This window comes from Cohaesibacter marisflavi, from assembly GCF_963665895.2.
Lineage (GTDB): Bacteria > Pseudomonadota > Alphaproteobacteria > Rhizobiales > Cohaesibacteraceae > Cohaesibacter > Cohaesibacter marisflavi.
Genome location: NZ_OY762534.1, coordinates 348,270 through 362,603, shown reverse-complemented (window position 1 = coordinate 362,603; position 14,334 = coordinate 348,270). Strand labels below are relative to the sequence as shown.

General features: G+C 55.4%; 13 protein-coding genes, 2 tRNA genes and 1 riboswitch. Of the genes, 9 read left to right on the top strand and 6 right to left on the bottom strand.

Annotated features, from left to right (window positions below):
* Nucleotides 1-35: 35 nt before the first annotated feature.
* The 4 genes from ACKPCT_RS02760 to ACKPCT_RS02745 all read left to right on the top strand — a co-directional run bounded on the left by ACKPCT_RS02760 (nucleotide 36) and on the right by ACKPCT_RS02745 (nucleotide 3,850).
* A complete protein-coding gene (locus ACKPCT_RS02760) occupies nucleotides 36-1,133 on the top strand; it encodes an NAD(P)/FAD-dependent oxidoreductase (RefSeq protein WP_319568312.1) in 1,098 nt (365 codons plus the stop codon).
* Nucleotides 1,111-1,443 (top strand): (2Fe-2S)-binding protein, encoded by a 333-nt coding sequence (locus ACKPCT_RS02755; RefSeq protein ID WP_319568311.1) that lies wholly within the window; start codon nucleotides 1,111-1,113, stop codon nucleotides 1,441-1,443. The genes ACKPCT_RS02760 and ACKPCT_RS02755 overlap by 23 nt, the downstream gene beginning before the upstream one ends.
* The gene (locus tag ACKPCT_RS02750) at nucleotides 1,436-2,830 is read left to right on the top strand and encodes an FAD/NAD(P)-dependent oxidoreductase (protein ID WP_319568310.1); all 1,395 of its coding nucleotides are present in this window, start codon (nucleotides 1,436-1,438) and stop codon (nucleotides 2,828-2,830) included. The genes ACKPCT_RS02755 and ACKPCT_RS02750 overlap by 8 nt, the downstream gene beginning before the upstream one ends.
* 249 nt (nucleotides 2,831-3,079) lie before the next feature.
* Entirely contained in the window at nucleotides 3,080-3,850 is a 771-nt protein-coding gene (locus tag ACKPCT_RS02745; RefSeq protein ID WP_210186818.1) for a formate/nitrite transporter family protein, read from the top strand.
* Nucleotides 3,851-3,959: 109 nt separating this feature from the next.
* On the opposite strand, the gene ACKPCT_RS02740 is transcribed toward ACKPCT_RS02745, so the two are convergent.
* From ACKPCT_RS02740 to ACKPCT_RS02715, 6 genes are all read right to left on the bottom strand, one after another.
* Entirely contained in the window at nucleotides 3,960-4,670 is a 711-nt protein-coding gene (locus tag ACKPCT_RS02740) for an allophanate hydrolase-related protein (protein WP_319568309.1), read from the bottom strand.
* A gap of 294 nt (nucleotides 4,671-4,964) precedes the next feature.
* A tRNA-Met gene (locus ACKPCT_RS02735) sits at nucleotides 4,965-5,041 on the bottom strand.
* Nucleotides 5,042-5,129: 88 nt separating this feature from the next.
* Nucleotides 5,130-5,206, bottom strand: a tRNA-Met gene (locus tag ACKPCT_RS02730).
* A 265-nt stretch (nucleotides 5,207-5,471) separates the two neighbouring features.
* Nucleotides 5,472-5,957 (bottom strand): SsrA-binding protein SmpB, encoded by a 486-nt coding sequence (gene smpB, locus ACKPCT_RS02725; protein ID WP_090074932.1) that lies wholly within the window; start codon nucleotides 5,955-5,957, stop codon nucleotides 5,472-5,474.
* A gap of 18 nt (nucleotides 5,958-5,975) precedes the next feature.
* Nucleotides 5,976-6,851 carry a 4-hydroxy-tetrahydrodipicolinate synthase gene (dapA, locus tag ACKPCT_RS02720; protein ID WP_090074931.1) on the bottom strand — a complete coding sequence of 292 codons (876 nt, stop codon included), beginning with the start codon at nucleotides 6,849-6,851 and terminating at the stop codon, nucleotides 5,976-5,978.
* 270 nt (nucleotides 6,852-7,121) lie between these two features.
* On the bottom strand, nucleotides 7,122-7,340 hold the full coding sequence (locus tag ACKPCT_RS02715; protein WP_175528176.1) for a hypothetical protein: 219 nt from the start codon (nucleotides 7,338-7,340) through the stop codon (nucleotides 7,122-7,124).
* Here ACKPCT_RS02715 and ACKPCT_RS02710 point away from each other — a divergent pair.
* The 5 genes from ACKPCT_RS02710 to thiQ all read left to right on the top strand — a co-directional run bounded on the left by ACKPCT_RS02710 (nucleotide 7,339) and on the right by thiQ (nucleotide 14,333).
* Nucleotides 7,339-9,486 carry a lytic transglycosylase domain-containing protein gene (locus ACKPCT_RS02710; RefSeq protein WP_319568308.1) on the top strand — a complete coding sequence of 716 codons (2,148 nt, stop codon included), beginning with the start codon at nucleotides 7,339-7,341 and terminating at the stop codon, nucleotides 9,484-9,486. The two genes, ACKPCT_RS02715 and ACKPCT_RS02710, sit on opposite strands and share 2 nt — an antisense overlap.
* Nucleotides 9,487-9,601: 115 nt before the next feature.
* The gene (locus tag ACKPCT_RS02705) at nucleotides 9,602-10,639 is read left to right on the top strand and encodes an alpha/beta fold hydrolase (RefSeq protein ID WP_319568307.1); all 1,038 of its coding nucleotides are present in this window, start codon (nucleotides 9,602-9,604) and stop codon (nucleotides 10,637-10,639) included.
* An 87-nt stretch (nucleotides 10,640-10,726) separates the two neighbouring features.
* Nucleotides 10,727-10,831: riboswitch (TPP riboswitch) on the top strand.
* Between the two features lie 145 nt (nucleotides 10,832-10,976).
* Nucleotides 10,977-11,999, top strand: coding sequence for a thiamine ABC transporter substrate binding subunit (thiB, locus tag ACKPCT_RS02700; RefSeq protein WP_319568306.1), 1,023 nt, complete (start codon nucleotides 10,977-10,979; stop codon nucleotides 11,997-11,999).
* A 32-nt stretch (nucleotides 12,000-12,031) separates the two neighbouring features.
* Nucleotides 12,032-13,654: a thiamine/thiamine pyrophosphate ABC transporter permease ThiP gene (locus ACKPCT_RS02695; RefSeq protein WP_319568305.1), complete on the top strand. Its 1,623-nt coding sequence runs from the start codon at nucleotides 12,032-12,034 to the stop codon at nucleotides 13,652-13,654.
* Nucleotides 13,641-14,333 carry a thiamine ABC transporter ATP-binding protein gene (thiQ, locus tag ACKPCT_RS02690; protein ID WP_319568304.1) on the top strand — a complete coding sequence of 231 codons (693 nt, stop codon included), beginning with the start codon at nucleotides 13,641-13,643 and terminating at the stop codon, nucleotides 14,331-14,333. Before ACKPCT_RS02695 ends, thiQ begins: the two co-directional genes overlap by 14 nt.
* Nucleotide 14,334: the final 1 nt, after the last annotated feature.

Sequence of the window (14,334 nt, the reverse complement as noted above, 5' to 3'; positions counted from 1 at the left end):
CACCTCTCCTGTTTTTTCTTTAGAACCGAATTGCAATGGACACAAATTTCACGATCATCGGTGGCGGCGTGGTTGGCATGTCGCTCGCCTGGGGGCTGCTTAAACATGGCCACACGGTTGCCATACTCGATGGGAGTGATGGCTCCTTCCGGGCAAGCCGGGGCAATTTTGGGCTGATATGGATTCAAGGCAAGGGCGCCAAGGCCCCCCATTATGCCAAATGGTCCAGGCTGTCCGCTTCCCTTTATGCCGACTTTGCCGAGGAACTGACAGAAGCCACGGGCATTCCTCTTGGCCTTGAGCAGAATGGCGGTTTTGATTACCATTTCAGCGAAGAAAGCCTGCAAAAGACCGTGCAGTCCTATGAAAGGCTGAAACAGGAATTTGACGGCGACTACCCTTTCGAGATTTTGTGCGGCGAAGATTTACGCAAAGAAGAGCCAACACTCGGCCCGGATGTTGTGGCCGGAATCCTGCACCATGACGATGGCCATTTAAACCCGCTCAAACTGCTGCGCGCCCTGCACAAAGATGTTCAACAAATGGGGGGCTACTACTGGCCCGACCGGACTGTCGTGGATGTCTCCAAGACCGATCACTTCACCCTGACATGTGCCGATGGAGAAAGCTTCCACTCGGAGCGGGTCATCCTCGCTGCGGGGCTTGGCTCAAGGGATCTTGGCCCCAAGATGGGCTTTGTTGCACCCTTGGAGCCGGAAAGAGGTCAGGTGCTCATCACCGAAAAGCTCCCCCGCATGATCCATCGACCATCCGTTACTGCACGTCAGGTGGATGAAGGCGGCATACAGATCGGCGCAACAAACGAGCGGGTCGGCTATGATGATGGCACCACGGCAGACGGCGTCGCCTTTCTTGCCGCAGAAGCCATAAAAACCCACCCTTTCCTCGCAAAGACCAAACTGGTCAGAAGCTGGGGGGCTCTTCGGGTGATGTCGAAAGATGGCCTACCCATTTACCAGCAAAGCCCGAGCATGCCCGGAGCCTATCTAGTGACCTGCCATAGCGGCATAACGCTTGCCGCCGTTCATGGAAAGCTGCTGCCGAGCTGGTTCGACCAGAAAAATGACGCGCCAAATTTGGAGAAATTCAGTGAAGACCGCTTCAGGCTTTAACTCCCTTGAGGATGCTTCCGGGGCCAGCCAATCCCTTGTGCCCGTCCGCTTTGATGGTCAGGACTATATGCTGCCCGAAGGGGCCAATCTTGCCGCCAGCCTTTTGGCTGCCGGGGTCTCTGTCTTTCGCAACACGCCAGCTACGGGCGCGCCGCGCGGCCCTTTTTGCATGATGGGCGTCTGCTATGACTGCCTTGTCAATATAGATGGCATGACACAGCAAGCCTGCCAGACCAGTGTTGAGGCCAACATGAATGTCTGCAAACCGGCAACGCCGGCCGATCTGAATACGGAAGATGACCATGCTTGAGACCGAGCTTGCCATTATCGGCGCCGGCCCTGCCGGCATGGCAGCAGCCATCGAGGCGGCCAATTGCGGCATTGCTTCCGTGCTCATTGACGAGCAGCAAAGCGTTGGCGGGCAGATCTATCGTGATGTCGAGCGCGTCGCCCCTCTGCGTGGCGAAATGCTTGGGCAAGACTTTCTCGATGGCCTGCCGCTGGCCGAGGGAACCCATGATCCCCTTATCACCCATCTAGCGGGCGCCGTCGTCTGGCAGGTCGAAAAGGATGGAACGATCACCTGCTCCGTCAAAGATCAAGCTCGCCAGATCAAGGCGCAGCGTATCCTCATAGCAACCGGCGCAATTGAACGTCCCATGCCGTTGCCGGGCTGGACCATGCCCGGCGTGATGACCGTGGGCGCAGGCCAGATACTGCTCAAACAATCCGGCCTTATTCCCAACAAGGCTGTCCTTATCGGCTCCGGCCCCTTGCTCTATGTTCTGGCAAGCCAGATGCTCAAGGCCAAAACGCCACCGCTAGCCATCATCGAAACCCAGACCATGGGCGATTTGACAAAGGCCATGAAGCATATCGGCGGCGCTTTGCGTGGCTGGCGCTATCTCCTCAAGGGCACGAAGCTGCTGTCCGCTCTCAAAATGGGCGGCGTTAAGCGCTACACCGGTGCCAGCAACATTCGTCTGGAAGGCGAAGGGGCGGTTGCAAGCGTCAGCTTCCAGTGTGGTGCCCGCTCCCATACGATCCCTTGCGACACGGCCCTGCTGCATCACGGCGTTGTACCGAATGTCCAGATTAGCCGCGCCCTGCAGCTGGACCATCATTGGGATGCACAACAAGCCTGCTTCAGCCCTTCTCTGGATGAATGGGGCAAAAGCTCTGAAGCAACCATCTTTATCGCGGGCGACGGAGCTGGCATAGGTGGAGCCAAGGCAGCCGACCTTTGCGGCCGGATTGCCGCGCTCAAGTTGGCCTCCGAGTTGGGAAAACTGGACGAAGAGAACCTCCAGCAAAGGGCTGCCCCCCTCAAGAGCGCTCTTTTGAAAGAGAATGCCGCTCGCCCCTTCCTTGACCGCGCCTATCCACCCTTTAAAGACGCACAATCGCCACTGGACAAGACAATCGTCTGCCGTTGTGAGGAGGTTACCGCAGGGGAGATCCGCAAAACAATTGCCCTTGGCTGTCAGGGCCCCAATCAGCTCAAGGCCTTTTTGCGAGCTGGTATGGGCCCTTGTCAGGGACGAGGATGTGGACTGACCATCTCAACGCTCTTTGCCGAGCAAACCGGCAAGTCGATGCAGGAAATCGACTATTTCACCATCAGGTCGCCACTCAAACCGATCACTCTGGGCGAGCTGGCTTCCCTCAAACAGAAAGATGTCGAACGGCTCTTCTAGGCGCCCCCTCCCTGAGCCCCTCCACCCATGCAGCAATCCCCATATTGCCCCCGCACCTTCACACCCGCGCCGTATCGCGAAGAAAACATGAGCGAAAACATCCTGAGAGGGTTGTTTCTCTCCCGGTAAACGACCAGATAATGCATCTACTTACCTCCCAAGATCAAAGGTATATTCATGTCGGCACCGAGAGAAAAAAGAGACAAATCAGGCAACAATTCCCCGTTAACCGCACAGGAAAGAAAAGATGTGCGCGATCATCACAGCCTGAGTTCGGTCTCTGTTTATGCTGTGGTCCATCGTGAAGGCACGGAAGAGCTCAACCGGCCAGCAACATCTTTGTGGTGGTCAGGCGTTGCCGCAGGCATAGGCATCTCAACGTCAGTCATGGCTGAAGGGATACTGCACAAACTGTTCGAAGGCTCACCCCATCAATTTGCTATAGAAAATCTTGGCTATACGGTCGGGTTTGTGCTGGTCATTCTCGGACGGTTGCAGCTATTTACTGAAAACACCATCACGGCAATTTTGCCTCTTCTTACGCACAGATCCCTCAATATGCTCTGGAGCACTTTGCGCATTTGGGCAATCGTATTTATCGCTAACCTGTGCGGGACTTTCCTTGCTGCGTCATTGGGGCATTTCGTCGGAACCATTCCACCTGAATACGTGGATGGAATGGCCGCTGTCTCGCACCATTATGCCAATCTGGAATTATCACAAGCCTTTTCCCTGGGCATCACGTCGGGCTTTCTTGTCGCGGCAATTGTATGGATGATCCCTTCCGCACGCGGAGCCGCATTTCTGGTGATCATCATGTTCACCTATCTCATTGCAATCGGCAATTTCACGCACGTTATTGCAGGCTCCACCGAGCTTTTCCTTTTGGCGATGCGCGGCGAAGTCGGCCTCTCGCAAGCAGCAGCCCTTCTGGTATGCACGCTTTTGGGTAACATCGCCGGAGGTACCGGATTGTTTGCCCTGCTGGCCTACGGTCAGGTCGCACGCGAATTGGAATAATGCAACGAGCCTCCGATACAGAAAATCGCGAGAGTCATGAGTGGCGGGCCCTTTTGGGCGCGCCAATATATTCTTAATTTTCATTTTTAAACACGGAAATACCGGCTAATCACTCCTTTAGGAAGCTGCGCCAACTGCCAATTGAAGTTATATTTTCAGCATCCTCCGCGCCAGTAGCCTCGCAGATGAAGCCACAAACCTCCTCCCCGCTTTCCAGTTCCACCTTGCCGAGGCTCAATGGCGCCGGAATACCCGCGAGAAAGGACCCCAGCTCGGCTAACGGCATGCCCCAGACCTCGACAGCGATACCGTTTTCCTGCTTTTCCGTTGTCCGGATCATTCCCGGGCGTTTGACGCCTTCCCCGGCCATCGCATAGAAGCGATAGTAAGGCGCCGACATCGTCGCCTCTATCAGATAAGCTCTCCTGTCAGTCAGTTGCCAGTTGAGAGGCAAGCCCTTGAGGTGAGCTCCACAGACCGCGAGTTTGGCATATCCATCAAGAAGGTCGGTGACGGGCTTTCTTTGAGGAAGCTGCCATGAGATTGCTCCAAGCGTCCGCTCGCCGGCAGCTTTCAGACAGGCTGACAGCGAAGCGAACAGGGCGTCCTTGCCAGAGCTGGCCAACAGGGTGATGCTAGCGGGGCGCCCATCCGACCGCGCGGAGATTGGCACTGCCAGTCCGCACATGTCCAACAGATTGACGAAGTTGCTGTATGTACCAAGGTTGGAGTTTGGCGTAACCGGGTCGCCCTCATTCGGCAATCGGATAGAACGTTCCGATTGCTCTGCATAATCCCGGTGGCGTAACCAGCCCGTCACTGTGATGAAAGCCAGAAAATTCTAATTCCCGGCGGTCCGAACTTGGGGCTCACAGCAAAGTGGGACGGGCTCTACCAAATTCTGGAGGAGTATTGGGGCGCAAATCACAACACATCAATGATGTGCCGGAAGGCCAATCTCATGATCACATCTTCAGCAAGATAAGAAACCTAATAGAGATGGTGGTCATCATACCAACGGGAAAGAGGCAGCGGGTGAAGATTGAAGATAATGGATTGCTGCCTGCACTACTTGGAAACTCAACCCTCCATTCCAAAGAATGTTGGGGAGCGTTGGTTGCGGGGGTAGGATTTGAACCTACGACCTTCAGGTTATGAGCCTGACGAGCTACCGGGCTGCTCCACCCCGCGTCAACTTTGCTTCAATGCAAGCAACGTTAATCTATATGGTCTCTTACGAGAACATTCCAAGACATTGAACTTGAAACAAGATTAAGATTGGTTGCGGGGGTAGGATTTGAACCTACGACCTTCAGGTTATGAGCCTGACGAGCTACCGGGCTGCTCCACCCCGCGTCATTGAAGTGTCATCTTTATAGAAGCCTTGCCAGATTTTTAAACCCCAAATTCGGGTTTTCCCCTCTTTTAAAAAGTGAACCGACCAGAAACGCTTGCATGAGGCCTAAAAAGGTTGGAAAATTTCGTCCCCGTTTTTTGACGAAAGCACAGAAGTCTGCGCTTTCTTATGGCGATTTATCAAAAAAGCCCCGCTCTTGTGATAATAAAAAATCCGGAGCCAGATGGAATGGCTCGGGACAATCAGGCGCCCCACAAAAGCAATCTATCCTCTGTCACGCATCAAACGAGCCTTGTCGCGCTGCCAATCACGCTTTTTAGCATCCTGCCGCTTGTCGTAATTTTTCTTACCACGCGCAACTGCAACCGCCAGTTTGGCGATTCCCTTGTCGTTGAAATAGAGCTTGAGGGGCACAATGGTCATGCCATCGCGCTGCACGGCTTGAGACATTTTGGCGATCTCGCGCTTATGGAGAAGCAATTTGCGCGGTCGGCGCGGCTCATGATTGAACCGGTTGCCCTGATCATACTCGGGAATATGAGCATTGATCAGAACAATCTCGCCATTCTCATAAGACGCATAGGATTCGGCGATATTGGCCTTGCCGGTACGAAGAGACTTAACCTCCGTACCAGTGAGCTGCAAGCCAGCTTCGGTCACTTCACCAAATTCGTAATCATGTCGCGCCTTCCGATTCTCCGCCACAACGCGGTTATTCGGATCGCTTTTCTTTTTCTTCTTCTGAGCCATGCAACACAGATAAGCCCTTTAGATCAGACCTGCAACCTTCATTGCAGCATCAATCTCGGCTTTTACAGCATCTGTTGCAGCCATCAGGGGCAAGCGGACATCGTTCTCGATCCTGCCGAGCACCGACAGGCCATATTTGGCACCAGCCGGATTGGGCTGCAAGAACATGGCGCGGTGCAGCGGGGACAGCAGATCATGCAGTTCCAGCGCCTTGTCCCACTCCCCGTTCAAGCAAGCGGTCTGGAACTGGCTGCACAGCTTTGGCGCGACGTTGGCGGTAACGGAAATACAACCATGGCCCCCTTGTGCATTGAAGCCGAGTGCGGTTGCATCTTCGCCAGAAAGCTGGATGAAATCCTTGCCCATTGCCAGACGCTGACGGGTCACACGCACCAGATCTCCGGTCGCATCCTTGACGCCAACAATGTTGGGGCAGTCTTCATAAAGGCGCGCCATGGTTTCCACGCTCATATCAATGACGGATCTTGGCGGAATATTGTAGATGACAATCGGAATAGACACCGCAGACGCAACAGCCTTGAAATGCTCATATAGCCCAGCCTGACAAGGCTTGTTATAATATGGCGTAACAACCAACACGCCATCCGCGCCAGCGCCTTCGGCAAACTGGGCCAGATCGATGGCTTCCAATGTCGAATTGGACCCGGCACCAGCCAGAACAGGAACACGTTTGTCAGCAACCTTGACGCAGGCTTCTACCACTTTCTTGTGTTCATCATGGCTCAGGGTTGGAGACTCTCCAGTCGTTCCAACCGGCACAAGCCCGTGGGTGCCTTCGGTAATCTGCCAGTCTACAAAAGACTCAAAGGCCTTATAATCCACGCCACCCTCTTTGAAAGGAGTGATGAGTGCTGTGCAAGATCCTTTGAACATGTTCGTTTCCTCGTCTTAGCCACGCTCCACGCATGGAATTTCCGTTATTTTTAAATAAAAACCCGTCATTTTGACGGTTTTTATAATTTTTCCAGCATTTTGCCGGAAGTTGAGACCCATAACACCATGTTTCGCTACAAGATGCAATATTTCAGTCATTTCATCCCCATCGACCTGTCTCCTTCCAGATGTCCGTAAGCAGGCATGGAAAGAAAAGCCTCCCCATCACATTGCTGTGAGACATCCGAAAAATTAAAAATCTATCCGGGTCTAAGGAATTTCTTCACCATAATTTTGCAACAATAATGTCTTGTTCTCAAAAAGCCCGTAGTTACGCACATTTTCAGACGATATGATTAGATCCATCATCAAAGCAGCGACCACAGGCTTTTGCCTTGTAGCCATAACGCCCATTGCCAGTGCGCTAACACTGCCTGAAAGCGTGCCAGTGCCCAGATCCCGCCCGGCTATTGCACTCACAGCGCCCATGGCACTTCCAGAGGCAACGCCCGAACCTGCCCCCGGCCTTGAGCAAACAGCACCATCCGCTCCGCAAAGCACGGCCGACCTGCCCGCCAATCTTGTCATTTTGCCCAAAAACCGTACCGACCCGACAGTGTCACCGGCACAGCCGGCTCCAACGGTGGGCAGCGGCGCGGCGCTTCAACTCCCAGTCGCAGCACAGCTGGCGGCTCAGCCGGAGGCTTCACTGCCAACCGTACGCAAGCATGACAATGGCATTTCAGCTGAACGCGGCACCCTTAAGGATGCTCTCAGCGCCCTTGAAAAGAACGATCAGAAGAAAGCGCTCGCCATCCAGAAAGGCATGAAACCCTCTTTGGACCGGACATTGCTCACCTATATCCTCATCATTGGTGGCTATCACAATTTTCCGGCCAGCGAGATCAAGGCTTTCTATGATCACAATCCGCAATGGCCCAGCCGCAGCCTCACCCAGCGCCGCATAGAAGAGGCCGTGGCGCGCGAAACAGAGACCGGAGCCGAGATGGTTCGCGCCTTTGGCAACGCCATTCCCGAGTCCACCACGGCGGCCATTGAACTCGCCATCTCCCAGGCCAAAGTCGGCAACAAGGCACAAGCGGCCAAGATCATCCGCCCGATCTGGCGCGAAAGTGCTCTGGATTCCAAAACCGAAAGCCGTATTCTTTCAAATATGCGCTCGGTGTTGACCAATGAGGATCATTTCCACCGCGCCAGCTATTTGCTCTATCGGGATCGAGCCAACGGGGCCTTGCGCCTCAAGCGCTATCTGACCGATGCGCAAATGAAACTGGTCAATGCGCGTGTGGCAGTCATCCGTCGTGCTCGCAATGCCGGGTCTCTGCTCCGAAGCGTTCCCAGTTCCTTGCGAAAGGATCCCGGCTACATCTTCTCCGAGATTCAGTATACGCGCCGACAGGGCAAGGAAACTGAGGCGGCGGATCTCATTCTCAAGGCCCCTCTGGATGAGGATCACCTGATCAACCATGATGCATGGTGGGATGAGCGTCGCCTGCTGGCCCGCATGATGATGAACAAGGGGGATGCCCGCCGCGCCTACAAGATTGCGGCAAGACATTCAGCAGAATCCGGTAAGGACTTCTCGGAAGCGGAGTTCCATGCAGGTTTCTTCGCCCTGCGCTATCTGCATGACGAAAAGACCGCCGCTGTGCATTTCGAAAATAGCTGGAAAAAAGCCACCCGCACCCAAGACAAATCCCGCGGCCTCTATTGGCAGGGGCGTGCGTGGGAAGCGGCAGGCGACAGAGCCGTTGCTGTCAAATTCTATCAGGCAGCCGCCAATGCCACCAACTATTACGGTCAGTTGTCTCTGGAAGAACTGGGCACGAAGCATCTCAACCTGAGAACCCCTCCCCCGGCCAATGCCACGCAAAAAGCACGCTTTGAGCGTCGCGATCTGGTGCGAGCCATCAAGCGTCTCAAAGCCGTTGGGCAAGAAGACCGCGCCGGTCCGCTCTTCCGCCATCTGGCGCGCACGCTGGCTGATCCATCTGAAATCGAACTGGCCCATAAGCTCGCCCAAAGCTATGGCCTACACCAGAACGCGGTCCAGATTGGACAGTTGGCGCTCAACCGAGACATGCCGGTCGACAAGCTGGCCTTCCCGCTTCATGCTCTGCCGATGGGCGTCAAAACCAATGGTGTTGACATTGCTCTGGTCTATGCCCTGACCAAGCAGGAGAGTGTGTTCGACCTGAAGGCCCGCAGTCACGCCAATGCACGCGGTCTGATGCAAATGCTTCCGGCAACGGCCAAGAGAACAGCCCGCAAACTCGGCGTCTCCTATTCCCTGTCCCGGATCACGAGTGACCCCAATTATGCTGTGCTTCTGGGCAGTGCCTTTCTGAAGGAGAATCTGGAGCGCTTTGGCGGTTCCTATATCCTGACCTTTGCCGCCTATAATGCCGGCCCCGGACGCCCGCCGGAATGGATCGAGCGCTTCGGCGACCCACGCACCAACGAGGTAAGCGCGATTGACTGGATTGAGCGCATTCCCTTCTCGGAAACGCGTAACTATGTCATGAAGCTGATCGAGAATTTGCAGGTTTATGAAGCCCGCATTCACAATGAAACGCTGGACATCAGCAAGGATCTCAAGCGCGGCCACCCTTAGGCCGCGCCCACCGCGCCATCTTGCGCAGCACAAAATATCCTGCAATGAATATCAGGGTGCCACTCGTCTTGAAGTGACACCTGCTATTCAAGCGCCTTGCTCCGGAGTGGCCACCATGCAGCCGACTGTCAAACATTTTGAAATCACAGCAAGAGATGGTCTGGTGCTGCGCGGAGAAGCCTTTGGTGACAGTGCTAACAAGGCGACACCCCTGCTCTGCCTGCCGGGTCTTACCCGAACCAGCCGCGATTTTCATCCGCTGGCCGAGCGCCTCGCCACCGATCCGGACCATCCACGCTTCGTCCTGACTCTCAACAGCCGCGGCCGTGGCTCATCGGACTATGACAAAAATCCCGAGAACTACAATGTCATCACCGAAGCAAGAGACGCCATTGACGCCATCACGGCTGCTGGTCTGCATGAGGTTATCATTCTGGGCACCTCGCGCGGCGGCTTGCTGATGTTGGCCATCGCGGCCATTCAGCCCAATCTGATCGCCGGCGCCATCTTCAATGACATCGGCCCCATATTGGATGCAACCGGCATTGCGCGCATCAAGACCTACCTGACGCGCTCCGAACCGGTCAAGACATGGGAAGACGCCGTCGCCTATGTCAAAACAGCCAACCACAAGCATTTCTTCGGGCTTGCGGCAGAAGACTGGGAGCGCATGGCCCGCATGACCTTCCGCGATGAAGGGGGCGTTCCGAAAAGTGATTTCGACCCCTATATCGCCAAGGCACTTGAAAGTATTGATCTCAGCGAAACCAAAATCGATCTCTGGCCGCAATTCATGGCGCTTTCCCACTGCCCAACATTGGTTCTACGCGGGGAAACATCCGACATCCTAGCAGCCACCACGGCCAAGGAGATGGTAAGCCGCCACCCCGACTGCCAACTGTTTGAAGCCAAGGGACATGGCCATGCTCCCCTGCTTTTCGTTGATTCCATCAATGACAGGATCGATGCTTTTCTTCAGGAAGTGGACAGCAAACGACAGGCACGATTGCCACAAACGGATCCGGCGTGGCTAACAGAAGACGAAATCACTTATATCGCCGATCCAGACCGTCCATCGGAAGCCTCATCAGCCCCTTCCTCGGAAAGCGAACAGGATCTGATGGACGACCCGATGGCTGGGTTGCCGATATAGCGTTGATACGCCAGCCAATCGTGATTGATTTGTTCTCCGTATAAAGCCGCAAGCCGATTGAATTCCAGAAACAATATCTCTAGTATGTCGACCGTCCCGGGGTGCCTGTAACCAGGCTGAGATGCACAAAGTGCGAACCCGTCGAACCTGATCCGGATCACACCGGCGGAGGAAGAGACGAAGCTTGGAACAAACCCAACCTTCTTCCACTCTACCCAATCCGGTCAATAGCTAGAGCATCTGATGCGAGAGGACTTCCCCCGCAGCAAGATGCACACGACATACCAGCGTCACGCGCGGCCTGAGCCTCTGCGTGGCCTCTTTTTTGAGGAATGATATGAAAGCTTTGACCCTTTCTCTTCTCACAGCCAGTCTCGGCCTGACAACGTCTCTGGTTGCAGTCCCGTCGGCCAATGCAGCCGACAAACCAACCCTTACCGTCTATACCTACGATTCTTTCAATACCGAATGGGGCCCCGGGCCAGCAATCAAGGAAGGTTTTGAGAAAACCTGCGGCTGCACGGTTGAATATGTCTCTCCGGGCGACGCGACAGAAACCTTCAACCGCTTGCGCCTTGAAGGCGGTTCGTCAAAAGCGGATGTGCTCGTCGGCCTTGATTCAAACCTTGTAGCGGATGCGCAGAAAAGCGGCCTGTTCGAGCCTAACAGCGTCGCAGTTGAAGGCTTGCATTTGCCCATTGAGTGGGATGCCAGCACATTCGTTCCCTTCGACTGGGGCTATTTCGCCTTTGTCTATGATAGCGACAAACTCTCCTCCGTCCCCTCCAGCTTTGAAGAACTGATCAATGCGCCTGACGATCTAAAGATCGTTATCGAAGATCCGCGGTCTTCCACGCCCGGGCTGGGCCTTCTGCTCTGGGTCAAGGATGTCTATGGCGAAAAGGCCGCCGATGCGTGGAAGCAACTGAGCCCCCATATCCTCACGGTCACGAAAGGCTGGTCCGAGGCCTATGGCATGTTTCTGGAAGGACAGGCCGATATGGTGCTGAGCTACACCACGTCGCCAGCCTATCATATCGCAGCCGAGAACAAGACCAACTACAAGGCCGCAGCCTTCAAGGATGGCCACTATATGCAAGTCGAGCTGGCTGCCGTCACCAAATCCAGCCAGAACAAAGATCTGGCCAACGCCTTCCTGAGCTACCTCATCGGGCCGGAAGCGCAGACCGTCATTCCGACAACCAACTGGATGTATCCTGTTGCCATGCCGGAGGGTGAATGGCCAGCCTCCTTCAAGGATCTGGCAAAGCCAGACAAGGCCCTGCTGTTTGACACAGAAGAGGTGCCCGCCATCCGCAAGAAAGCTCTGGACGAGTGGCTCGGCGCTCTTAGTCAATAAGCAGCCCAACATGTGAAAACGAGGGATAATGCGTGATCAGACAGGCAAATCATAAAGCCTTTGCCAATGGCATTCCGGCACTTTTCGCCTTTTTGGCACCGCTTACCCTCGTTGTCGCCAGCATCGGTGCTCTTTGGTCCATGGCGGCCCCCACGCTAGGCGAGACCAGCTCGGTTGGCAGCGCCTTGAGCAGCCTGTTTTCTGACGTCTATGTCATGCGCGCTGTTCGCTTTACCCTTATGCAGGCAGCGCTCTCTGCCATCCTGTCCGCGTTGCTGGCCATTCCTCTGGCCAGAGCGCTGGCAACGCGCAGCTTCCCCGGCAAGGCGACCATCTTGTCGCTGTTTGGCGCGCCCTTCATCCTGCCGGTCATCGTTGCCATTCTCGGCCTGCTCGCCATCTGGGGCAAGAATGGTCCCATGCATACCCTCGCCACAGGCATCGGCATCTCCGGTTTTTCCATCTATGGCCTGCCCGGCATTCTGCTGGCCCATGTCTTTTTCAATCTGCCCCTTGCAACGCGTATTCTGCTGCAGGGTTGGCTGGCGATCCCCGCTGAGCAATGGCGCCTCGCCGCTCAGCTTGGCATGAGTTCTAAAGCCATTGCCCGCCATATCGAATGGCCGATGCTCAAGGAGCGTCTGCCCGGCGTGCTCGCCATTATCTTTTTGCTCTGCGCAACCAGCTTTACCGTGGTTCTCGCTCTGGGTGGAGGCCCAAAAGCAACCACCATTGAGCTCGCCATCTATCAGGCCATTCGCTACGACTTTGACCTTGAGCGCGCCGCCCTGCTGGCCTGTCTCCAGATCATCCTGTGTGCAGGTCTCGCCGTCATCTCCCGCCTCATCACGCAAGACCATGATACCGGCGAAAGCCTTGGAGGCGCGATCCATCGCAGTGACCGCACATCAAGAGCGTCCCGCTGGGTGGATTGGAGCGTCATTATTCTAGCTCTTGCATTCCTTGCCATGCCCTTGGTGGCCGCGTTCCTGAGAGGGGTAAATGGATTGATCATGAACCCGTTTGATGCGGCGGCCCTCTTACCTGCGGCCTTGCGGTCAATCGCGGTGGCCATGGGGGCGTGCCTCGTCATGGGGCTCATCAGTCTGCCATTGGCCCAGCTATCCATTCATCTCAAGGGCAAAACCAGACGCCTGGTGGAACTGCCCGGCTTTGCCATCATGGTCGCCCCGCCCATCGCGCTGGGGGCGGGATTGTTCATTCTGCTGCATCAACATATCCCGATTGACCGACTGGCCCTGCCGCTCACGTCCCTGCTCAACGGGCTTCAGGCTGTACCCTTTGCGCTCATACTGCTCACCCCCGCAATGGGGCAAATCAAGCGCGACTATGGCAAGCAGATTCAGCAATTGGGCATGAACAGCAAAACGGCAATCCGCCTTGTCCATTGGCCATTGATGCGCAAGCCCATCGGCCTCAGCCTCGGCATTACAGCTGCGCTCTCCATCGGAGACCTCGGAGTCATTGCCCTGTTCGGCTCGCCAACCGCGCCAACATTGCCGCTCTATCTTTATCAGCAAATGGGCGCATACCACATGGATCAGGCCTATGGCTCCGGCCTCATCCTGACATTGGTAGCCTTTGCATTTTTCTTGATTTTCGACAAAGGACTGGCTGGCCGTGATAAGAATTGATCACCTCTTCATCGCTCTTGATGATTGGCAAATGACCGTGAGCCTCACGGTCAAGGCCGGCAATTTCTGCGCACTCATCGGACCATCCGGTGCGGGCAAGAGCACCATCCTTAACGCCATTGCCGGCTTTCTGCCGCATGGGTCAGGCCAAATCTTCATCGATGGGCAGGACATGGCCCCTCTCGCACCGGCAGACAGGCCCGTTTCGATGCTGTTTCAGGACCATAATCTGTTTAACCACATGACGGTCGCCCAGAATGTCGCGCTTGGTATCAACCCGACACTCAAGCTGAATAAACAGCAATGGCAAAAGGTCCATGACGCATTGGATCAGGTGGAGCTCAGCGGAATGGCAGAGCGCCTGCCCCGAGCGCTTTCGGGTGGTCAGCGTCAACGCGCCAGCCTTGCTCGGGCCATTCTCAGAGAACGCCCCGTCCTGCTATTGGATGAACCCTTCGCTGCCCTTGGTCCGGCCTTGCGCAAGGATATGCTCAAGCTGGTCAGCACATTGGCCGAAAAGAACGGACAGACCATCATCATGGTGACCCACCACCCCGAAGACGCTCGTCTCGCTGCAGACCAGACAGCGCTGGTTCAGGATGGCGCCATCGCTCAGGTTGGCCCGAGCGAAACTTTTTTTGCAAACCCAACAGAGGCCCTCAAGGCCTATATGGGCTGAT

Excerpts from the sequence above, each read along its gene's own strand:
- ACKPCT_RS02760 (WP_319568312.1), top strand. The coding sequence starts at position 36 with ATGGACACAAATTTCACGATCATCGGTGGCGGCGTGGTTGGCATGTCG.
- ACKPCT_RS02750 (WP_319568310.1), top strand. The coding sequence starts at position 1,436 with ATGCTTGAGACCGAGCTTGCCATTATCGGCGCCGGCCCTGCCGGCATG.
- smpB (WP_090074932.1), bottom strand. The coding sequence starts at position 5,957 with ATGGCTCAGAAGAAGAAAAAGAAAAGCGATCCGAATAACCGCGTTGTG.
- dapA (WP_090074931.1), bottom strand. The coding sequence starts at position 6,851 with ATGTTCAAAGGATCTTGCACAGCACTCATCACTCCTTTCAAAGAGGGT.
- ACKPCT_RS02710 (WP_319568308.1), top strand. The coding sequence starts at position 7,339 with ATGGCACTTCCAGAGGCAACGCCCGAACCTGCCCCCGGCCTTGAGCAA.
- ACKPCT_RS02715 (WP_175528176.1), bottom strand. The coding sequence starts at position 7,340 with ATGGGCGCTGTGAGTGCAATAGCCGGGCGGGATCTGGGCACTGGCACG.
- ACKPCT_RS02705 (WP_319568307.1), top strand. The coding sequence starts at position 9,602 with ATGCAGCCGACTGTCAAACATTTTGAAATCACAGCAAGAGATGGTCTG.
- thiB (WP_319568306.1), top strand. The coding sequence starts at position 10,977 with ATGAAAGCTTTGACCCTTTCTCTTCTCACAGCCAGTCTCGGCCTGACA.